21 protein-coding genes and 1 tRNA gene are annotated in these 18,984 nt (G+C 60.5%); 13 read left to right on the top strand and 9 right to left on the bottom strand.

Annotated elements, in window-relative coordinates; translation table 11 throughout:
* Positions 1-13 precede the first annotated feature (13 nt).
* The 7 genes from IAG25_RS25440 to IAG25_RS25410 all read left to right on the top strand — a co-directional run bounded on the left by IAG25_RS25440 (position 14) and on the right by IAG25_RS25410 (position 5,833).
* Positions 14-745 carry a GIY-YIG nuclease family protein gene (locus IAG25_RS25440; RefSeq protein ID WP_187607307.1) on the top strand — a complete coding sequence of 244 codons (732 nt, stop codon included), beginning with the start codon at positions 14-16 and terminating at the stop codon, positions 743-745.
* Between the two features lie 33 nt (positions 746-778).
* A complete protein-coding gene (locus IAG25_RS25435; RefSeq protein WP_187607306.1) occupies positions 779-1,135 on the top strand; it encodes a hypothetical protein in 357 nt (118 codons plus the stop codon).
* A gap of 185 nt (positions 1,136-1,320) precedes the next feature.
* On the top strand, positions 1,321-1,665 hold the full coding sequence (locus IAG25_RS25430) for a hypothetical protein (RefSeq protein WP_222946642.1): 345 nt from the start codon (positions 1,321-1,323) through the stop codon (positions 1,663-1,665).
* 2 nt (positions 1,666-1,667) lie between these two features.
* Positions 1,668-2,621, top strand: coding sequence for a baseplate hub protein (locus tag IAG25_RS25425; protein WP_187607304.1), 954 nt, complete (start codon positions 1,668-1,670; stop codon positions 2,619-2,621).
* A 27-nt stretch (positions 2,622-2,648) separates the two neighbouring features.
* The gene (locus IAG25_RS25420; RefSeq protein WP_187607303.1) at positions 2,649-3,077 is read left to right on the top strand and encodes a hypothetical protein; all 429 of its coding nucleotides are present in this window, start codon (positions 2,649-2,651) and stop codon (positions 3,075-3,077) included.
* Entirely contained in the window at positions 3,077-5,269 is a 2,193-nt protein-coding gene (locus IAG25_RS25415) for a lytic transglycosylase domain-containing protein (protein WP_187607302.1), read from the top strand. The genes IAG25_RS25420 and IAG25_RS25415 overlap by 1 nt, the downstream gene beginning before the upstream one ends.
* Positions 5,270-5,287: 18 nt before the next feature.
* Positions 5,288-5,833: a hypothetical protein gene (locus IAG25_RS25410; RefSeq protein WP_187607301.1), complete on the top strand. Its 546-nt coding sequence runs from the start codon at positions 5,288-5,290 to the stop codon at positions 5,831-5,833.
* Positions 5,834-5,908: 75 nt separating this feature from the next.
* Here the strand turns inward: IAG25_RS25410 and IAG25_RS25405 are convergent, their stop codons facing one another.
* From IAG25_RS25405 to IAG25_RS25390, 4 genes are all read right to left on the bottom strand, one after another.
* On the bottom strand, positions 5,909-6,448 hold the full coding sequence (locus IAG25_RS25405) for a DUF6680 family protein (protein ID WP_187607300.1): 540 nt from the start codon (positions 6,446-6,448) through the stop codon (positions 5,909-5,911).
* Positions 6,449-6,697: 249 nt separating this feature from the next.
* A tRNA-Leu gene (locus IAG25_RS25400) sits at positions 6,698-6,782 on the bottom strand.
* A gap of 115 nt (positions 6,783-6,897) precedes the next feature.
* Positions 6,898-8,058: an ABC transporter substrate-binding protein gene (locus IAG25_RS25395; RefSeq protein WP_187607299.1), complete on the bottom strand. Its 1,161-nt coding sequence runs from the start codon at positions 8,056-8,058 to the stop codon at positions 6,898-6,900.
* Between the two features lie 56 nt (positions 8,059-8,114).
* Positions 8,115-9,056 (bottom strand): CysB family HTH-type transcriptional regulator, encoded by a 942-nt coding sequence (locus IAG25_RS25390; RefSeq protein WP_035508205.1) that lies wholly within the window; start codon positions 9,054-9,056, stop codon positions 8,115-8,117.
* 225 nt (positions 9,057-9,281) lie between these two features.
* On the opposite strand from IAG25_RS25390, the gene IAG25_RS25385 reads away from it, so the two are divergent.
* The 6 genes from IAG25_RS25385 to cobA all read left to right on the top strand — a co-directional run bounded on the left by IAG25_RS25385 (position 9,282) and on the right by cobA (position 15,400).
* Positions 9,282-10,958: a nitrite/sulfite reductase gene (locus IAG25_RS25385; protein ID WP_187607298.1), complete on the top strand. Its 1,677-nt coding sequence runs from the start codon at positions 9,282-9,284 to the stop codon at positions 10,956-10,958.
* Between the two features lie 10 nt (positions 10,959-10,968).
* Positions 10,969-11,508, top strand: coding sequence for a DUF934 domain-containing protein (locus IAG25_RS25380; RefSeq protein WP_187607297.1), 540 nt, complete (start codon positions 10,969-10,971; stop codon positions 11,506-11,508).
* Between the two features lie 3 nt (positions 11,509-11,511).
* On the top strand, positions 11,512-12,234 hold the full coding sequence (locus tag IAG25_RS25375) for a phosphoadenylyl-sulfate reductase (protein WP_187607296.1): 723 nt from the start codon (positions 11,512-11,514) through the stop codon (positions 12,232-12,234).
* An 89-nt stretch (positions 12,235-12,323) separates the two neighbouring features.
* Positions 12,324-13,286: a sulfate adenylyltransferase subunit CysD gene (gene cysD, locus IAG25_RS25370; protein ID WP_187607295.1), complete on the top strand. Its 963-nt coding sequence runs from the start codon at positions 12,324-12,326 to the stop codon at positions 13,284-13,286.
* A 27-nt stretch (positions 13,287-13,313) separates the two neighbouring features.
* Positions 13,314-14,627, top strand: coding sequence for a sulfate adenylyltransferase subunit 1 (locus tag IAG25_RS25365; RefSeq protein ID WP_222946641.1), 1,314 nt, complete (start codon positions 13,314-13,316; stop codon positions 14,625-14,627).
* A gap of 17 nt (positions 14,628-14,644) precedes the next feature.
* On the top strand, positions 14,645-15,400 hold the full coding sequence (cobA, locus tag IAG25_RS25360; RefSeq protein WP_187607294.1) for a uroporphyrinogen-III C-methyltransferase: 756 nt from the start codon (positions 14,645-14,647) through the stop codon (positions 15,398-15,400).
* A gap of 74 nt (positions 15,401-15,474) precedes the next feature.
* On the opposite strand, the gene IAG25_RS25355 is transcribed toward cobA, so the two are convergent.
* From IAG25_RS25355 to lptF, 5 genes are all read right to left on the bottom strand, one after another.
* Positions 15,475-15,897 carry a type II toxin-antitoxin system VapC family toxin gene (locus IAG25_RS25355; RefSeq protein WP_238209957.1) on the bottom strand — a complete coding sequence of 141 codons (423 nt, stop codon included), beginning with the start codon at positions 15,895-15,897 and terminating at the stop codon, positions 15,475-15,477.
* Positions 15,897-16,142, bottom strand: a complete 246-nt coding sequence (locus IAG25_RS25350; RefSeq protein WP_187607293.1) for an AbrB/MazE/SpoVT family DNA-binding domain-containing protein — start codon at positions 16,140-16,142, stop codon at positions 15,897-15,899. Before IAG25_RS25350 ends, IAG25_RS25355 begins: the two co-directional genes overlap by 1 nt.
* 90 nt (positions 16,143-16,232) lie before the next feature.
* Entirely contained in the window at positions 16,233-16,604 is a 372-nt protein-coding gene (locus IAG25_RS25345) for a sirohydrochlorin chelatase (protein ID WP_187607292.1), read from the bottom strand.
* A gap of 22 nt (positions 16,605-16,626) precedes the next feature.
* On the bottom strand, positions 16,627-17,775 hold the full coding sequence (gene lptG / locus IAG25_RS25340; RefSeq protein WP_187607291.1) for an LPS export ABC transporter permease LptG: 1,149 nt from the start codon (positions 17,773-17,775) through the stop codon (positions 16,627-16,629).
* A 4-nt stretch (positions 17,776-17,779) separates the two neighbouring features.
* Positions 17,780-18,871 (bottom strand): LPS export ABC transporter permease LptF, encoded by a 1,092-nt coding sequence (gene lptF, locus IAG25_RS25335; RefSeq protein WP_187607290.1) that lies wholly within the window; start codon positions 18,869-18,871, stop codon positions 17,780-17,782.
* Positions 18,872-18,984: the final 113 nt, after the last annotated feature.

The following is an 18,984-nucleotide window of genomic DNA, read 5'->3' as shown; positions in this document are numbered from 1 at the left end:
GGAGTCAGACGTCATGGCGATCAGCGCGGCAGGAATCTATAGGATCACTAATCTTGTGAACGGGAAGTCGTACACGGGAAGCGGGAAGAAAGTGGAGCGGCGGCTTGCCGATCACAAGCAAGGCACGAACAGTAACGTTCACCTTCAAAACGCAATCCGAAAGTACGGAATTGAAAACTTCGCGTTCGATCAGATCATTTCCGTTCTCGATCCTGCTGCGCTGCTTGAGTACGAACAGGCGGCGATCGACTCAGTTCCGGTTGAGATGCGTTACAACATTTCACCGACTGCTGGAAGTTGCCTTGGCGCCACGTGGACGCACTCTGAAGAGTCGCGCGCCAACTACTCTGCCGCTGCCTTGCTTCGCGCGGCTGATCCGAAATGGCGTGAGGGGATTGTCGAAATGTCGCGTGCTAGGTCGGCGAAACCCGAATACCGGGCGAAGGCTGACGAAGCTATGCGAGTGAAGGCGGATGACGCTGATCACCGGAAGCGACTCAGCGAACGAGCCAAGGCGTACGTCAGTGACCCGTCTATGGCCGCGCGCGTGACGGTCAACGGTTGCAGAGTCGTTTTCGATGGCATCGCCTCAGAGTTCAGATCGGTTTGGGCGGCGTTCTTGGCGCTTGGATTGCCGACTCAAAGTCAGAGCGTCCACATTCGCTTTCGACGGAAACTTAAGCTGTCTGGCAAGGAAGTTTTTGAGCACGAAGGTAAGCAGTACTTGTTTGAACTTACGCAGTAAATTCAATCTCAATTATCAAGGAGTACGAAAATCATGACTGAAGATGGAAAAGTAGAAACGTTGAAAGAGTACAAAGAGTGGCTTGTCCGCGAAACTCGCATGGTCGCAGCGTTTTATGAGAATTGCGTCAAGAGTTTCGAGGCGGCTGAGGACTGGCTGGCCTTCAATTTGGAGGTCAACAAGACGTACAACGGCTTGACCCTCATCGGCCCGGATCACATCCTGAAAATGCTGATCCACCAGCGATTCGATAAGCAAGCGATCATCGAGCCTGACACAGATCAAGAACGCGCGACGATTGAAGTCGATTGCATGAAGATGTTTCTCGAACGCTTGTCCAAAGAGTTGGCCGAATCGATCAAGGCCGTGACCAAGGTCGCAGCCCAATAACATTGAACCTCTTCCGCGCAATCTTCTACGCACTAGTGGCGATGAAAGTGGTGTACGACTGGACGCACGACAAAGCAGATGGTCACTACGAACTTCATCGCCGCAACGCCTACGTGCCTGTTTTGATTGCGCGGCCTAGTTGTTCTCATAAACATAGAAGTACGAACGGATTGGAGTGAATGGAAATGAACGAACGCAAAACTAACTTCCTCGATTTGGCTGTCACTGGTGACGTGAATCCGCTGGAAGTGGCGGATTGGATCAACATCAATCTTCGCAAGAACTTCGATTGCGACATGCATGTGGTGCTTAGCCAGTCGAACGATAAAGCCAACTCGGCAGAACCCAAGCCCCTCGTCGCAGCGGCACAAGACCCGCAAGTGATCACGTATGACGTCATGCCGTCCGACGACCCGGCCATCATCGGCGCGGATATCGTTTCGACCATCGACCTGTTGCTGAAGGACATGTCGCAGAATCCGCGCGCCGTGCACCTCAACATTTTCATCCCTCCGGTTACGAAGGTCTAATCATGGCGGGCCTCAAGAATCGCCTTCTGCGCGTTGCGTTCGATTTGTCGCCTGCGCCTAGCACCGGCCAGTTCACCAATCCTTTCGCGCCTAACGCGAGCGGCACGAACGTCATCCTTAACGAAACGTTCGATCTGCGCGTGCGTGTAACGAAGGCGTGCCTCGCCCTCCAGTCGCAAGCGATCATCGAAGTCACGAACTTGCCCGCCGCGTTCCGCCAGCAGCTTATGTCGCAGTTCAGCGCGTGGAATCAGAATCAGCGACTGGTGAACGGCGTACAGCAACCGTACATCGACGTGTACATCGCGGCAGGGTACGAGTGGGTGGACGACAACGGGCAGACCCAGAACAATCTCGGCCAGATTTTCCATGGTCAAGTAGCGATGTGCGATCAAGTTGGCGTGCCGCCAAACCTCGCTGTTCGAATCGTTTGTTACACAAAGCAAGTCAATAAGACGCGTTTCGTTGTTACCGATCCTCCATATCAGCAGTCGTTCAGGCAGTTCGTGTTATGGGCGGGCAATGAGATGGGCTTCGATAACGAGCACATCATCTGTGACACGTCGCAGGACAACCAGATCATCACCAACATGTTCCGCTCGCGGTCCTCGGTCGCATCACTCCTGCCCCGCATTCAGGACCAGTACAACCCGAACGTCGCGGCGTTCATTGATGATGATTTCCTGTACGTCAAGGACTTGACCAAGATCATCAATAAGGACGATGTAATCACACTCAACGAGTTCATCGGACCGCCCAACTGGACTGAATGGGGTGTGGAGGGAACCGTTTTCGTTGACCCGGCCATCCGCCTCGCTGTCGCGGCGAAATTCGAGTCCATTTTGAATCCCAGTATGAACGGCGTTTTCATTGTCCTTCAACTTCAGTACTGGCTGGCGAGTCGAAGGGGTCCGTTTTACGTGACCGTGAACGGATCGCCGCCCGCTACCGATTAATCTTTTCACCTTAACGATTAGGAGTGCATGGAAATGGAAGAGCAAGCAAATTTCGACACGAAGGTTATCGAACTGGAGAACCCCGCGCGCCGCGTTGAGATCGCCCGTTGGAGCGCGTTACAAGGCTGGGATATGCGCGCGGCTGCGATCGATTACGCGGTGACGGACGTACGTGACCGGAAGATGGACTTCACGATGGAAGTCCTTCGCGACGCGACCGTGGACGGGAAGCCGCTCGATAGTCGGGAGGCGGTGGACGCGCTACTTGTGCGGTGGCAAGACTTGAAGCGCGTTTTCGATGAAGTCCTCGCGTTCAACGACGTTGATATTGAGGTCAAGGAATACGTCTCAGCCGAAGTCTCAGCGATGGGCGTGAAGATGGCTATCGCGATGGGGATGCACTTCGAACAAATGGCCGTACTCGGCAAGATTGCGGCAGAAGGAGATAAAGCATAATGTCGAACCTCGACCAATTCACGATCAACTACAAGATCGACGTTCAAGCCGCAATCGCGCGCCTCAACCAGCTTGCCGCAGCTACCGCCAAGACGACCAAAGGCGTAACTGACGTTCAAAAGAGTATGGGCGAGTTCGCTTCCAGCGCGACCAGCGAATTATCCCGACTCGTGCCGCAGCTGAATGAAGTCGCGATGGCTATGCGCGCGGTTGGCGGTAGTTTCTCGGCAGCGGGAGTCGCGGCTGCGGCCTTCGCTGCGGCGACCCGTACCGCGTTTGCGGCGCGTGATCTAATAAACTCGCAGCGCGTAGAGGCACGCGAGGGCGGGATCGGCGGGCTGCGGCTCTACGACATGCAGCGCAAGCTCACGAAGGGCGGCAACGTATCGAGCGGGCAGGTGTCGGAGTTCTTCAAGCAATCGCAGAACGTCCTGAACGATTACAAGGCTTCGAACGGAACTAGCCGCGCCGCCACGCTGCTCGGGTTGGCGGGAGTGAGGCCCGGTATCAATACGTCCAGCTTGGATTTCAACTCCATGCTCGCCACAGCGTTCTCGCGGATGGACGAATCGAAGGCTTTGGCGCTCGGCGATCAACTCGGGTTCAACAAGGATATCGTGAAGAACATGCGCGACCTTGGCCCGGACTTTAAGAGAAGTTCGCTCACGGATGAGGACGTAAAGGCGTACGAGGAAGCATCCAAGAACACGGCTGACCTGAACGACAAGATCGCACAGTTCAACAACGAAATGTCCAAGCTGGCCGTGACGCTGGGCGGCGAATTCCTTCCGCACCTTACGTCCTTCGTGGACGCGATCACGCGCACGTTCGCACGCACGCCGGATCAAATCGATCAGCAGAAGTTCAACGAGATTCGCGATGCGAAGTTCAGAGAACTGCAAGGCGCTCGCGGCCTGTCGTCCATCTTCCATACCGGCGAGGATCAGAAGGCCGCAGAGGATTTCGCCAAGCAGCAGATGGCCGCGCAGAAAGCGAACACGGACGCGCAGACAAAGACCGTGGATAAGGCGCTCGAACAGAGCGACAAGGACAACGCCGCGCAACAGGATTTCGCCGCGAAGCTCCAACAGATCGTTGCCGCCTTCTCGACTTCCGTGAACGCCTTCAGCGGAGTTACGGACGAGCGTCACGCGTGGGCGATTTGGGCGGGTGAAGCGGGCAGAGCGGGTTTCGGCAGCGGGAAGCCTGCGAGCCTCTTCAATAGCTCCGGGAAGATCACGTATGACGATAATCGCGCGGCAGCGAATATCGCGGGAACGAGCCAGTACGACCAGATCATCAAGGACGCGCACGCCAAGTTTCCGAATGTGCCTGAAGATTTGATTCGCGGCGTTATCTCTGTAGAGTCGCGCTTCAACCCGAAGGCCAAGAGCGAGAAGAACGCGCAAGGCCTCATGCAGATCATTCCCGATAACTTCAAAGCACTCGGCATAACCGATCCGAACGACCCGACGCAAAACATCATGGGCGGTACGCAGCTTTTGTCTGCGCTCATAAAGCAGTCGAATGGTGACGTTGAACTAGCGCTTAAACGCTATCACGGAGGCTTCGATCAGTCACAGTGGGGCATTCGCACGAACTCCTATCCGGCGAAGGTTTTGGGCGCTGCGGCGATGAGCGGGCCGCGTGCTACGGCCTTTAATCCGGACGCGCGCAGTCCCGTTACCTTCTCGGGCGGAAACCTTACCGCGCCCACCGGACACGGCGGCTACTCGTGGAAGCAGGCACGGCTGGGCGGTGAAAAACAGCGCCTCGCGGCTGGACTCGGCGTAACGGACCCGCAGCAAGTCATCCAAGGCGACTACAAGGCCTCAGACGCGCAAGTGGTCATGGGGAACGATTACCTGTCCCTGCTTCAAGATCGCCGCAGCGTTCTCGCGGGATTGAACGCGCCCGGTCTGGACCCTGCGTCGCGCTACGGTCTGGAAAAGAAGTCTGCTGATATCGACATCGCGCTGCGCAACATGCAGGAGAACGCCGCGCAGGTGATCGCGGGAGGACAGGCGGGCGAGCGCGAGCTAACGATGGGGCAGAACGTTCAGATCACGAACAACTTCAATATCGAAGGCGGAGCGCACGACCCTATGGAACTGGCGCGAGCTATCGACCAGCACCTTCAGCCGATTTTCCACTCGGTCGCAAACAGCAACGCAGATGGGCGCAAACAATAACGGGAGGCGATCCAGATCATGGCGCGTGAAAGGTTTGAATTTGTGAGGTGCGGCGTTCACTATCGCACACAGGAGTTTTCCGCTACGGAAGGGCTGGCAATCACGTCTCACGACGCGAAGAAAGGCGGGCCGGTCCAGCCGCATCATTGGCTGCGACTCACCGAAGTCCAGACGCCGGAAGGCGAGTGGGTTTCGTTGTCTCAGCCGCGCAACATCGATGCTTATGTGAAGGCGATTCCTGCGGCCGTCGCGCCCCACATCGCTCTGGCGGAAGTGATCGATGCCGTTCGCGGATACAACTTCGATTTCCTAGACACTTGGAAGCCGGTTCCGGTGCCTACGCGCTTCGTTACGGACCTCACGCCGCGCAAGCATGAAGGCGTCCACCCGATTCTCTCGCGGCTGGAAGGCGAGCACCTAGCGTCGCGCCGCGACCTGCAAGAGTTCTACTCCTTGCGTGACGCGTTCGGAATGTTCGATGCGAGTTGTCTTCGTGCGGTCAACGCCGCGCTGGCGGCTGAGAAGGCTGAACTGGAGGCTAAGAGGAAGGCGAAGGGCGGCTAGTTGCGCACCGATATTCGCCGCGCTCCGGGACCGTAGGACGGTTCTAGGCGCGGCGAATCTGCCGAAAAATGCCAGTTACACCTGCCCTTGGGCTGGCGGGGTGACAGGCGCTTGGGGCGGAGGTGTCACGCCGGTAAGCCAAATCGGAAACGACTTCTTGCCTTCCGACAAGTCGTTGAAGAACTCCGTGACGCCGGTCTGCCTAGCATCCCTGTAGGCCCAACCGAGCGGAGAATAGCCGCCCTTGAACAGTTCGAGTGCCGGAATGTCGAACTTCAGTACAGCGGCCATCTCAAAGAGCAATTCAGCCAACCGCCTTTCCTTAGTCTCCCGCCAAGCATCATCTTCGGGCGTCCGCGTATCGTTCAAGTGCGCCAGATACGACTTCCACGCGGCCACTACCTTATCGCATCCGTAGAAATCGACTTCGATCACATTCAGAGCGTTCACGTGGTCATTCGAGATTCCGATTTTTCTTGTAGCCATGAGCGTTCGAAACACCCATAGGCGGCGGTTGTACTTCTGAGCTCGGTTGTCCCGCGCAAATGTGATGAGCAGGGCGGCGATAGGCCCGAAGAAAGTTGCGAGTACAACAGCCCATGTATCGACCGTCATGGCGGTTCCTCAGAGGGTTAAGAATCGCCGCAGATTGTACCGATTCGCACGATCGAAAAGGTGCGACAAGCTACGTTACCGCCGCGAGTGGGAGGGGCTAGACCGCGCAGTAACGCGCCGGTTATAGTCGCGACTCCGCTGCTGCGGAAAAATCGCGGAAAAGCTGAGAAATCGGGGAAAGGTACTGCTGGCTGCTGAAGTCCGAATGCTTCCGGGCTTCCGCCGCAGAATCAGAGACTTAGAATGAGTTGGTGCCCAGGGCCGGAATCGAACCGGCACGCCTTGCGGCGGGGGATTTTGAGTCCCCTGCGTCTACCAATTTCACCACCTGGGCCTTGATCGACTCGTACCGCAACACACCGCAGCAACAAGCCAATCGAGTCGGCGATTATGACCGAAAACACCGCCGCCGGCAAGCAGCAACGGCGGCGTTTTCGCAAGCTCGGAATTTACTGGGCGAGATACGTGAACGCGCCGTTCCTGATCACGCCCATCACGCTCGCGCGCTGATCCAGGCCGACGTGATCCGTCGCGCTCGTATTCACGACGCCGTTCGGCACGACGAGCTCATACGCGTGCTCCAGTTCTGAGCGCAGCGCCACGCGAAACTCCTTCGTGCCCGGTTTGCCGGACTTGAGCGCGCGCGCGACGGCGTCCTGCAGACGCGGATAGACGCCCGCCGCATCGCCCGCGAATTGCGTGACCGTGCCCTTGCCGTACTTGTCCTCGTAGGCGTTCACGAACGCGAGCGCGGCCTTTTTCGACGGATGATCCGCCGGCAGCGTCCGGGCGACGACGACCGGTTGCGTCGGGAACAGCGTGCCTTCCACGTCCTTGCCGCCGAGCTTGATGAACTCGGGCGTCGCGATGCCGTGCGTCTGGTAGATCGCGCCCTTGTAGCCGCGCTCGACGAGCGTGCGTTGCGGCAGCACCGTCGGCGTGCCCGCGCCCGCGATCAGCACCGCGTCCGGCTTCGCGGCCATCAGCTTGAGAATCTGGCCGGTGACGCTCGCATCGGTACGGTTGAAGCGCTCGCTCGCGACAATCCTGATATGGCGCAGATCGGCGAACTTGGTGAACTCGTTGAGCCAGCTATCGCCGTAGCTGTCGGCGAAACCGATGAAACCGACCGTCTTCACGCCGTGATTGGCCATGTAGCGCGTCATCACGTCGGCCATCGCGCGGTCGGTCTGCGCCATCTTGAATGCCCACACCTTCTTGCCTTCCTGCGGCTCCACGACCGACGCCGAGCCGATCAGCGTGATCATCGGCGTTTCGGATTCGGCGACGGGATCGAGCGCGGCAAGCGCGGCGGGCGTGATGTTCGGCCCGACGATCACATCGACATGATCCTCGCTGATGAGCTTGCGGATGTTGCGCACGGCCGCGCCCGGGTCCGAGCCGTCGTCGAGGATGATGTATTCCGCGTTCTGCCCGGCGATGGTTTTCGGCCACATCAGCATCGCATTCTTGCTGGTGATGCCGATCGCGGCGGCGGGGCCGGTGCTCGACAGGTCGATGCCGACCTTCAGTTGCGCGTGCGCGGCCGCGGCGATTACAGACAAGGCAACGCCGGCAGCGAGCCGGCGCGTGAACTTCGACAGCGTCATCGGAAAGGTCTCCAGGGGAAGGGAATTTTTTGAGGCAGCGTGCGCTGCCATTTTATTCAGAGCTCGTAGCTCTCGTGCTCGCCGGTAAGCGCCTGCTCGATCAGCTTGCGGTTCAGCGACGGCGACAGCAGCTCGACGAGCGTATACACATAGCTGCGCAGATACGCGCCCTGCTTGAGCGCAAGACGCGTCACGTTCGTGCCGAACAGATGGCCGACCGGCATCGCGCGCAGATGTTTGTCGCGCTCCGGATTGAACGCGATATCCGCCAGAATCCCGACGCCGAGCCCCAGTTCGACGTAAGTCTTGATCACGTCCGCATCGATGGCCTCGAGCACGACGTCCGGCGTCAGATTGCGCCGGGCGAACGCCTGATTGATTTTCGTGCGCCCGGCGAACGACGCCTCGTAGGTGATGATCGGGTATTGCGCGAGATCGTCGAGCGTGAGCGTCTTGCGTTCGAGCAGCGGATGATCCGGCAGCATGACGGCGAGGTGCTGCCACTGAAAGCAGGGCAGCGACACCAGTTCCTTATAGTTGGCGATCGCCTCGGTGGCGATGGCGATATCCGCCTGATCGTGGATCACCATCTCGGCGACTTGCGTCGGGCTGCCCTGCAGGATCGAAAGGTGGACCTTCGGAAAGCGCTTCTTGAACTCCGCGATCGCGGCCGGCAGCGAATAGCGCGCCTGCGTGTGCGTGGCGGCGATGACGAGATTGCCCTGATCCTGCGCCGCGTAATCCTTACCGACGCGCTTCAGACTTTCCACTTCCTGCAATATTTTCTCGACCGACGCGAGGATGATGCGCCCTGGCTCCGTCAGCGATCTCACGCGCTTGCCGTGCCGCGTGAAGATTTCGACGCCCAGCTCGTCCTCCAGCTCGATGATCGCCTTCGAGACGCCCGGCTGTGATGTATACAGCGCCTTCGCGGCTTCCGTCAGGTTGAAGTTCTGCCGGACGGCCTCGCGCACGAAGCGGAACTGGTGCAGATTCATATATAACTCAGCCGCATATCAAAGTAATTTTTCAGTCGTTTGCAATATATAGCAGGTTCTTTACTATCAGTCCAATTTTTCCAATATCCATATCTCTATCTGTCATAAGCAAATGAGCGTTTCGTCTGAACGACGCTCGCGACAGGGACTCAATGGATATTCGATGGATGAGACGCGCGACGTAACCTAGGACGCCGCGCCTTGACAAGAACTTGGGGCCCCCGAATGTACCAATACGATCAGATCGACCAACGCATCGTCGACGAACGTGTCGCGCAGTACGCTGACCAGGTCCGCCGCCGGCTGTCGGGCGAATTGACCGAAGAGGAATTCCGTCCGCTGCGTCTGCAAAACGGCCTGTACATGCAGCGTCACGCGTACATGCACCGCATCGCGATTCCGTATGGCAACCTGCGCAGCGACCAGCTCCGCATGCTCGGCACGATCGCGCGCGAGCACGACCGCGGCTACGGTCACTTTTCGACGCGCACCAACATCCAGTTCAACTGGGTCGAGCTCGAAGAGACGCCGGAAATCCTGCGCAAGCTCGCTTCGGTGCAGATGCACGCGATCCAGACCTCGGGCAATTGCATTCGCAATATCACCGCCGACCAGTTCGCCGGCGTCGCGCCCGACGAGCAGGTCGATCCGCGTCCGTGGTCGGAAATCCTGCGTCAGTGGTCGACGTTCCATCCGGAATTCGCATGGCTGCCGCGCAAGTTCAAGATCGCGGTGAACGGCTCGGCGGAAGACCGCGCGGCCGTGCAGATCCACGATCTCGGCGTGTATCTGAAGAAGAACGCGCAGGGCGAAGTCGTGATGGACATTCTCGCGGGCGGCGGTCTCGGCCGCACGCCGATCGTCGGCGCGATCATCAAGCGCGATCTGCCGTGGCAACACCTGATCACCTACTGCGAAGCCGTGCTGCGTGTGTACAACCGCTACGGCCGTCGCGACAACATGTACAAGGCGCGCATCAAGATTCTCGTGAAGGCGCTGTCGGCGGAGAAGTTCTCGAAGCAGGTCGAGGAAGAGTGGCAGCATCTGAAGGACGGCCCGTCGACGATCACGCAGGAAGAAGTCGATCGCGTGTCGAAGTTCTTCGCGCCGCCGGTCTACGAAAAGCTCGCGGACACGGATGCCTCGTACGAAAAGCATCTGATCGAAAGCAAGCCGTTCGCGCGCTGGGTCGAGCGTAACGTCCGTCCGCACAAGGTGCCGGGCTATGCGGCGGTGACGCTGTCGCTGAAGCAGCGGCATATCGCGCCGGGCGACGCCACCGACAAGCAGATGGACGACGTCGCCGCGCTCGCCGACGAGTTCTCGTTCGGCGAAATCCGCGTGTCGCACGAGCAGAATTTGATTCTCGCGAACGTGAAGAAGCGCGACCTGCACACTGTTTGGGAACGCGCGAAGGCGCTCGGTTTCGCGACGGCGAACATCGGCCTTCTGACGGACATCATCGCGTGCCCGGGTGGCGACTTCTGCTCGCTCGCGAACGCGAAGTCGATCCCGATCGCGCTCGCCATTCAGGACCGTTTCAACGATCTCGACTACGTGCACGATCTCGGCGACCTGTCGCTGAACATTTCGGGCTGCATCAACGCGTGCGGTCATCACCACGTCGGCAACATCGGCATTCTGGGCGTCGATAAGGACGGCTCGGAGTGGTATCAGTTGACGCTCGGCGGCGAGCAGAGCTCGGGCGCGACCGGCGCGCATCTCGGCAAGGTGATCGGCCCGTCGTTCTCGGCCGAAGAGATGCCCGACGTGATCTCGCAAGTGATCGATACCTTCGTCGACAACCGCATGGAAGGCGAGCGCTTCATCGAGACGTTCGGCCGCATCGGCATGGCGCCGTTCAAGGAGCGCGTGTACGCATCGCGCCAGGCTCACGCTTAAGGATTTGCAAATGACGTTGATCATCAAGAACCGCGCCGTAGTCGAAGACGATTTCACCGTCGTGCGTGCCGCCGAAGACGGCGCGCTGCCCGCTGTCGATGCATTGCCCGCCGGCAAGATCATCGTGCCGTTCGTGCTGTGGAAAGAGCACAAGTCGGCGATCGTCGCGTCGCGCGCGAAGGAAGACATCGGCGTGTGGCTCGCGCCGGATGACGAACTCGCGGACCTCGCGCCGGACTTCGGCCAGCTTTCCGTGATCGCGGTCGACTTCCCGGTGTTCCGCGATGGCCGCGGCTTCTCCATCGGCCGCCTGTTGCGCGAGCGTTACCAGTGGACGGGCGAGCTGCGCGCGATCGGCGACGTGCTGCGCGATCAGGTGCTGTTCCATTCGCGTTGCGGCTTCGATGCGTTCGCGGTGCGCGCGGACAAGGACATCAACGACGCGCTCAACGCGTTCAACGAATTCACCGAGCTGTACCAGGGCGCGACCGACAATCTCGAACCGCTGTTCCGCCGTCGCGCGGCGCTCGTCGCAGCTCTCGGAGCCTGATGCATGACCCCTGAATTGCAAGCCAAGGTTGAACGCCTGGACGCGCTGCTCGATTCGATCGCGGCGCGCCATCAGAGCGTCAAGCTAGCCAGCAGCCTCGCCGCCGAAGACATGGTGCTCACGCACGCCATTCTTTCGCGCGGCGTGAAGATCGGCATCTTCTCGTTGAACACGGGCCGCCTGCACGCGGAAACGCTCGGCATGCTCGACACCGTGAAGGCGCGCTACGGCTACGACATCGAGCAGTTTCATCCGCAGCAGGACGCGGTCGATGCCTACGTGCGCGATCACGGCCTGAACGCGTTCTACGAAAGCATTGATTTGCGCAAGAGCTGCTGCCATATCCGTAAGGTCGGGCCGCTCAATCGCGCGCTGTCGGATGTGTCCGCGTGGGTGACGGGCCAGCGTCGCGAGCAATCGGTGACGCGCGCCGAGCTGCACGAGGAAGAGCAAGACGCCCCGCGCGGCATCGCGAAGTTCAATCCGCTCGCGGACTGGAACGAAACCGACGTGTGGGATTACCTGAAAGCCTTCGATGTCCCGGTGAATCCGCTGCATGCGCGCGGCTATCCGAGCATCGGTTGCGAGCCCTGCACGCGCGCCGTGCGCCCCGGCGAAGACAGCCGGGCGGGCCGCTGGTGGTGGGAATCGCGCGACACGAAGGAATGCGGCCTGCACATCACGAACATCAAGATCGTCGAAGAAGCTCCGAGCTCGGCGATCTAAGGCGCACAAGACGCCGCATCAAACCCTGTCATTGAACGCATCGTCGCTTTGGAAATCGCATGACGCTGCATAAAAAAGGATCGACGAACATGAGCACGACGCTCGACTCAACCGTCACCGCACCGATCGCCAACAAGGCGACCCGCATGGATCACCTGGATTGGCTCGAAGCCGAGTCGATCCACATCATTCGCGAACTCGTCGCGGAATGCAGCAAGCCCGCGCTCCTGTTCTCGGGCGGCAAGGATTCGGTCGTCGTGCTGCATCTCGCGCTCAAGGCGTTCGGTCTCGGCGCGGGCCGCGCGACCCAGTTGCCGTTCCCGCTGGTGCATATCGACACGGGTCACAACTTCCAGGAAGTGATCGACTTCCGCGACGCCCGCGCGGCGGAAATCGGCGCGGAACTGGTTGTCGGCCATGTGGAAGATTCGATCAAGAAGGGCACCGTGCGCCTGCGTCGCGAGACCGATTCGCGCAATGCCGCGCAAGCGGTGACGCTGCTCGAAACCATCGAGGAATACGGCTACACGGCGATGATCGGCGGTGCGCGCCGCGATGAAGAGAAGGCGCGCGCGAAGGAGCGCATCTTCTCGTTCCGCGACGAATTCGGCCAGTGGGACCCGAAGGCGCAGCGCCCGGAACTGTGGAGCATCTACAACGCGCGTCTGCATGCGGGCGAGCATCTGCGTGTGTTCCCGATCTCGAACTGGACCGAGCTCGACGTGTGGCAATACATCGCCCGCGAGAAGCTCGAACTGCCGTCGATCTACTACGCGCATGACCGCGAGATCATCCGCCGCAACGGTTTGCTCGTGCCGCTCACGCCGCTCACGCCGCTGCGCGAGGGCGAAACGTCGGAAGTGGCGCAAGTGCGTTTTCGGACCGTCGGCGACATCAGCTGCACGTGCCCGGTCGCGAGCGACGCCGACGATGTCGAGAAGATCATCGCCGAAACGGCCGTGACGGAAATCACGGAGCGCGGCGCGACGCGCATGGACGACCAGGCGTCCGAAGCCGCGATGGAACAGCGCAAGAAACAAGGTTATTTCTAAGCCACACGCCCCAAGGAACGAAGAATCATGAGTATTTATCAAGCTGAAGACCTGGGCGTGTTGCGCTTCATCACGGCGGGCAGTGTCGACGACGGCAAGAGCACGCTGATCGGCCGTCTGCTGTACGACAGCAAGGCTGTGCTGTCGGACCAGTTGTCGGCGATCTCGCGTGCGAAGAACAAGCGCACCGTGGGCGACGAAATCGATCTGTCTCTGCTGACGGACGGCCTCGAAGCCGAGCGCGAGCAGGGCATCACCATCGACGTCGCGTATCGCTATTTCGCTACCGCCAAGCGCAAGTTCATCATCGCCGACACGCCGGGCCACGAGCAGTACACGCGCAACATGGTGACGGGTGCATCGACGGCGCATGCCGCGATCATTCTCGTCGATGCCACGCGCGTCACGTTCGAGAACGGCGTCGCGCAACTGCTGCCGCAGACGAAGCGCCACAGCGCGATCGTCAAGCTGCTCGGCCTGCAGCACGCGATCGTCGCGATCAACAAGATGGATCTGGTCGATTACAGCGAAGCGCGTTTCAACGAAATCCGCGATGCGTATGTCACGCTCGCGCATCAGCTCGGTCTGTCGAACGTGCGCTTCGTGCCGGTGTCGGCGCTGAAGGGCGACAACATCGTGACGGCGAGCGAGCGCATGCCGTGGTATGCGGGCGAGCCGCTGCTCGATCTGCTCGAGTCGCTGCCGGTCGCGCAGCCGAACGATCAGGCCCTGCGTTTCCCGGTGCAGTGGGTCGCGCGCCAGGACGGCTCGCAGGCCGACGATTTCCGCGGCTACATGGGCCGCGTCGAGGCGGGCGAAGTGCGCGTCGGCGATTCGATCCTCGTGCTGCCGGCCAATCGTGAAGCGAGCGTCGCCGAGATCATCGCGCCGGTGCCGGGCGGCGTCGCGCCGGTGGATCGCGCTTTCGCGGGCCAGACGGTGACGATTCGCCTGACGGAAGATGTCGATGTTTCGCGCGGCGATACGTTCGTGCCGGCATCGCAGAAGGTCGAGCCGACCAGGAAGCTCGAAGCGGACATTTGCTGGTTCGACGAAGAGCCGCTCTCGCCGCAGCGCAAGTATTTGCTGAAGCAGACGACCAACACGGTGTTCGCGCGCATCGGCGCCGTGAAGCAGGTGCTGGATGTGCATACGCTGTCGCATTCGGTCGATCGCACCACGCTCGCGATGAACGATATCGGCCGCGTGGCGCTCACGCTGCAGAAGCCGATCGTCGCGGACGAGTACGATACGCATCAGGGCACCGGCGCGTTCGTGTTGATCGACGAGGCGACGCATCACACTGTCGCGGCCGGTATGATTCGTGCCATTGCTGGCTAATATCGACGGACAAGCGTATGGGTAAGGTCTATCTGATCGGAGCGGGGCCGGGCGCGGCGGATCTCATCACCGTGCGCGGCATGCGCCTGCTCGAACAGGCGGATGTCGTGTTGCACGACGCGCTCGTAGAACCGGCGATGCTCGACTACGCGCCGAATGCGAAGAAGATTGCCGTCGGCAAGCGTTGCGGACAGCGTTCGACGGCCCAGCATTTCATCAACAAGCAGATCGTCGATGCGGCGCTGGAGCATGGCGTCGTCGTGCGTCTGAAGGGCGGCGATCCGATGCTCTTCGGCCGCGCCGACGAGGAAATGCGCGCGCTCGAAGCGGCGGGCATCGCGTTCGAAGTGGTGCCGGGCATCACGGCGGCGCTTGCGAGCGCCGCGACGCTCAAGCGCTCACTGACCCTGCGGGGCGTGGCGCGCAGCGTCGCGCTGGCGACCCATTCGCGCGCCGCCGACAGCGATGAAATCCGCGAGCAGGCAAAGGCGGATTCGCTCGTGTTCTACATGGGCCGCGACAGTGCGCCGGATATCGCGCAGCAGCTTATCGATGCGGGCCGTCCGGGCTCGACGCCGGTCGCGATCGTCGAAGCGTGCAGCACGCCGCGCGAACGCACGCTGACGTTGACGCTGGCGCGCATGGCGCTGGGTGAGGCGCAGGAATGGCTGGACCCGTCGCAGCCGAGTTTGCTGATGATCGGCGAGGCGTTTCGCGAGCGGGCAGCGGCCAAGCCGAAGGTGCATCTGAAGGGGATGCAGGCGGCGGCGTGATGCTGGTTCGACTGGCGGACAAACGAAAAAGCGCACCGGAGACGGTGCGCTTTTTCGTTTCCGGACCTCGTGATTCAAAAGTCTACGAGCCTGATCTTCTTCTTTTTTGAATTGGCCGCCAGAACGGTATCGAGCGTCGCGATGGTCTTTGCCTTGCAGTCCAGTGCGGTAGCGAGATGAAGCGCGTCTCCCGCACGGAGCCCAGTCGATGCGTCGAGCGTGAGAACGGCTGCGTGGTGGAACACTGGCGGCTCGATCGGCGTGAGTTGCAGATCGCTTGCGCACATTCGTTCGAAGCTGCGCCACGCAAAAGCGGATTGATCTTCGGTCATCTGACCGCTTCGCCGCTTGATGCCGAGCGCACTGGCAAACTCGGTGACGCACCACGCCCCGGAAATCAGTTCGTCCCTGACGGATGCGTACCAGTTCGAAACGGCGGCGGTCATGCGTTCGTGGACGCATAACGCGACCAGAACGCTCGTATCGACGTAAATCATCAGTAGCGCGCGCCTCTGCGGAGTTCGTCGATGACGGAATCGGTCATCGGCATGGCGTCCCGTGATTCGGCCAATTCCTCCGCGAACGCGCGACGGTCCCATTTGGCGGCACGAAGGCAGATTCCGCCGTCCACCGTGAGGTTGACCTGCACCTGATCACCCTCGGAAAGGCCGGTGTGGCGCAGATAGTCGGCGGGGATGCGCACTGCGAGGCTATTGCCCCATTTGGAGATGAGCAGGTTCATGCGAAACTCGATCGGATATACGAAAAGGTATATCCGAGTATATGCTTTTCGAGTCGCGTGGCGCCACTCGGCCGAACGGCCAACGCTGAACTACCGACCGACCTGCCGCAAACAATACTGCGCCACCGCATCGAGCACCGCATCATCCTCTCCGACTGCCGTCGCACAGGAAATCTCGACATCCGGATGCGCCGCGCGGCACTTCTCGACGATCTCCGGCAAATCCTTCCTCACATGCCCGCCCTGCCCGAAGAACACGGGCACGACCGTGATCGCATCGCAGCCATCGGCGGCAAACTGGGCGACCGCCGCAGGTAAATCGGGCGACATCAATTCGAGAAACGCCAGTGAAACCGGCCCGCCGCGCAAGCCGCGCAGCTTCACGGCAAGGCGCTCGAACGGCTCGGCCCAGCGCGAATCGCGCGCGCCGTGACCAAACAGGATGATGCCGTGCGTCTTCATCGCGCGCTCCTCGGAAGAAACGTCAGTGTCGCTCCACCCACTTCAGGCCCACCAGCCCGATCACGAGATAGGCGAGGGCGGGCGCCGCCGCGGTGATCGGCGCGGGCCACGTGTTCAGATTGCCGATATGCGAGAACAGCGTGTTGACGAGCTGAAAGCTCATCCCGATCATGATGCCGCCGAACACCTTCATGCCGACCACGCCCGCACGCGTATGCAGATACGCGAACGGCAGCGAAAGAATCAGCATCACGAACACCGCGAACGGATAGAGAATCTTGCGCCAGAACGCGATCTGATACCGCTGCGTGTCCTGATGATTTTCCGTCAGATGCTGGATATAGCGGAACAGGTTGAACATCGACATCCGATCCGGCGACACCAGCAGGACCGACAGAATCTGCGGCGTCAGCTCCGAGCGCAACGAATATTCGGGCAGCGTGCTCTGCGTCGCACGATAGACCGGATTCAACGCGTCGCCGGGGTTCGCCGCTTGCGGGGGCGCGTCGTTCAGTTGCGTGTCCGTCACGCCCGTGAGCTTCCAGTGGCCCGGTGGCTCATACACGCCGCTCTTCGCGATGCGCACGTTCGTCAGACGGAACTTCGAGTCGAATTCGTAGATGCGCACGTTGGCGATGGTCGTGTCGGGATTCAGCGTGCCGACGTTGACGAAGCGCGTGACTTGCTCGCCGTTCTCCTTGGCCGTCAACGTGTCCTTCACCCACACGCCCGACTGAAAATTCGACGACACTGACGACCCGAGCGCCTCCAGCCGCACGCGCTCGGACAGCTGGTCCGTGTAAGGCCCGACTACTTCGCCGATCAGATACGTGATGAGCACCATCGGAACGCCGATCTTCAGCAGAGAACGCAGCGCGGCGCCGGTCGAGAGCCCCGACACGCGGAAGATCGTGAACTCCGAAGCCGCCGCCATCTGCGCGAACACGTAGATGGCCGAAATGAGCGCGGCGACGGGGATGATCTCGTAGAAGCGCGAAGGCGTCTGGAGCGCGACGCGCAGCACCGCGAGCGTGAACTTGTAATTGCCGTGCCCGACCGTGTTCAGTTCGTTGATCAGGTCGAAGAAGAAGAACAGGCCCGAGAACGCAAACAGGATGAAGATGAACGCGAGATAGATCTGGCGCGCGAAATATCGTTCGTAGATGCGCATCGCGTCAGGCCCCCTTCGACAGCGACGGGAGCTTGAAGAGCGGCCGGTTGCGAATCCGCAGCCAGAAGATGAACGCGACGAGCGCGCCGACCACGATATGCAGTCCGACGAGACCCAAGCCGAACGACAGCTTGCCCTGTTCGATCCACGACTGCACGACGTTCAGCAGATTCGAATAGGTGAGGTAGATCAGCACGGCCATCACGAGATTGATCGTGCGGCTGCGACGCGGGTTCTGATACGAAAGTGGAATGGCGAGCAACATCAGATTGATGGCGATGAGGGGCAGACCCACGCGCCACGCGAACTCCGCGAGATTTTCCTGAGTAGGATTGGCGAGCAGGTCCGGCGTGGAGATGCCCGTCGTGGTCGGTGTATTCACGAACTGGTGACTCATTATCTTCACACCGTATCGCTCGAACTCCATGATGCGGAAGTTCGGCTGGCCCGGCTCGCCGTCGTACCGGCGGCCGTTGTCGAGCACGATGAAGCGGTCGCCATCGGGGCGCGTTTCGGTATGACCGTTCTTCGAGACGATCACGTTGACCTTGCCGCCTTCCGTGCTCGTGACGAACACGTTCTCGACGTGCCCCTGATCCGGCGACATCTTCTCGATGAAGAACACGCGATGGCTCGACGGCGATTCGCGGAACTGTCCCGGCGCGAGCAGCGACACTTCATCGCGCTGCTGGAAGCGCTGCTTGATGAGCTTGCTCTGCTGGTTCGACCACGGCCATCCGACGAACGCGAAGAACATGATGAGGATGATGATCGGCGTGGAGAACACGGCGATCGGCTTGATGAGCTGCGTCTGACTGACGCCCGACGCGAGCCACACGACCATTTCCGAGTCGCGATACCAGCGCGTGAGCACGAAGAGAATGGAGACGAACAGCGTCACGATCAGCATGACCGCGAGATAGCCGATGACGGTGAGCCCGATCAGCACGACGACGTCTTTCGGGTCGATCTGACCTTGCGCCGCGAAGCCGACGATGCGGATCATCATCGTCGTGAGCATGATCGTGAGCAGCACCATGAACACGGCGCCGGCCGTGTACGCGAGTTCGCGCTGCAGGGAGCGTTCGAAGATCATTGAATTTTTGCTTGGAGCCGGCGGCGATGCGGAAATCCTGCACGCATCTCGTGGCTTACGGGAAGGGTATTCGCTTACCCTCACGCCGCCCGCCTGTGACCGCCGCGGAAAAA

It is taken from the genome of Caballeronia sp. EK (assembly GCF_014384845.1).
Lineage (GTDB): Bacteria > Pseudomonadota > Gammaproteobacteria > Burkholderiales > Burkholderiaceae > Caballeronia > Caballeronia jiangsuensis.
The sequence above is the reverse complement of the archived record's forward strand: the minus strand, read 5'-3'. Positions and strand labels throughout refer to the sequence as shown.

Bases quoted from the DNA above. Each gene is read 5' to 3' on its own strand.
- cysD (WP_187607295.1), top strand. From the start codon at position 12,324: ATGAGCACGACGCTCGACTCAACCGTCACCGCACCGATCGCCAACAAG.
- IAG25_RS25365 (WP_222946641.1), top strand. From the start codon at position 13,314: ATGAGTATTTATCAAGCTGAAGACCTGGGCGTGTTGCGCTTCATCACG.
- IAG25_RS25425 (WP_187607304.1), top strand. From the start codon at position 1,668: ATGGCGGGCCTCAAGAATCGCCTTCTGCGCGTTGCGTTCGATTTGTCG.
- IAG25_RS25405 (WP_187607300.1), bottom strand. From the start codon at position 6,448: ATGACGGTCGATACATGGGCTGTTGTACTCGCAACTTTCTTCGGGCCT.
- IAG25_RS25350 (WP_187607293.1), bottom strand. From the start codon at position 16,142: ATGAACCTGCTCATCTCCAAATGGGGCAATAGCCTCGCAGTGCGCATC.
- lptF (WP_187607290.1), bottom strand. From the start codon at position 18,871: ATGATCTTCGAACGCTCCCTGCAGCGCGAACTCGCGTACACGGCCGGC.
- IAG25_RS25375 (WP_187607296.1), top strand. From the start codon at position 11,512: ATGACCCCTGAATTGCAAGCCAAGGTTGAACGCCTGGACGCGCTGCTC.
- IAG25_RS25390 (WP_035508205.1), bottom strand. From the start codon at position 9,056: ATGAATCTGCACCAGTTCCGCTTCGTGCGCGAGGCCGTCCGGCAGAAC.
- cobA (WP_187607294.1), top strand. From the start codon at position 14,645: ATGGGTAAGGTCTATCTGATCGGAGCGGGGCCGGGCGCGGCGGATCTC.
- IAG25_RS25435 (WP_187607306.1), top strand. From the start codon at position 779: ATGACTGAAGATGGAAAAGTAGAAACGTTGAAAGAGTACAAAGAGTGG.
- IAG25_RS25380 (WP_187607297.1), top strand. From the start codon at position 10,969: ATGACGTTGATCATCAAGAACCGCGCCGTAGTCGAAGACGATTTCACC.
- IAG25_RS25385 (WP_187607298.1), top strand. From the start codon at position 9,282: ATGTACCAATACGATCAGATCGACCAACGCATCGTCGACGAACGTGTC.
- IAG25_RS25345 (WP_187607292.1), bottom strand. From the start codon at position 16,604: ATGAAGACGCACGGCATCATCCTGTTTGGTCACGGCGCGCGCGATTCG.
- IAG25_RS25355 (WP_238209957.1), bottom strand. From the start codon at position 15,897: ATGATTTACGTCGATACGAGCGTTCTGGTCGCGTTATGCGTCCACGAA.
- lptG (WP_187607291.1), bottom strand. From the start codon at position 17,775: ATGCGCATCTACGAACGATATTTCGCGCGCCAGATCTATCTCGCGTTC.
- IAG25_RS25430 (WP_222946642.1), top strand. From the start codon at position 1,321: ATGAACGAACGCAAAACTAACTTCCTCGATTTGGCTGTCACTGGTGAC.
- IAG25_RS25415 (WP_187607302.1), top strand. From the start codon at position 3,077: ATGTCGAACCTCGACCAATTCACGATCAACTACAAGATCGACGTTCAA.
- IAG25_RS25395 (WP_187607299.1), bottom strand. From the start codon at position 8,058: ATGACGCTGTCGAAGTTCACGCGCCGGCTCGCTGCCGGCGTTGCCTTG.
- IAG25_RS25410 (WP_187607301.1), top strand. From the start codon at position 5,288: ATGGCGCGTGAAAGGTTTGAATTTGTGAGGTGCGGCGTTCACTATCGC.
- IAG25_RS25420 (WP_187607303.1), top strand. From the start codon at position 2,649: ATGGAAATGGAAGAGCAAGCAAATTTCGACACGAAGGTTATCGAACTG.
- IAG25_RS25440 (WP_187607307.1), top strand. From the start codon at position 14: ATGGCGATCAGCGCGGCAGGAATCTATAGGATCACTAATCTTGTGAAC.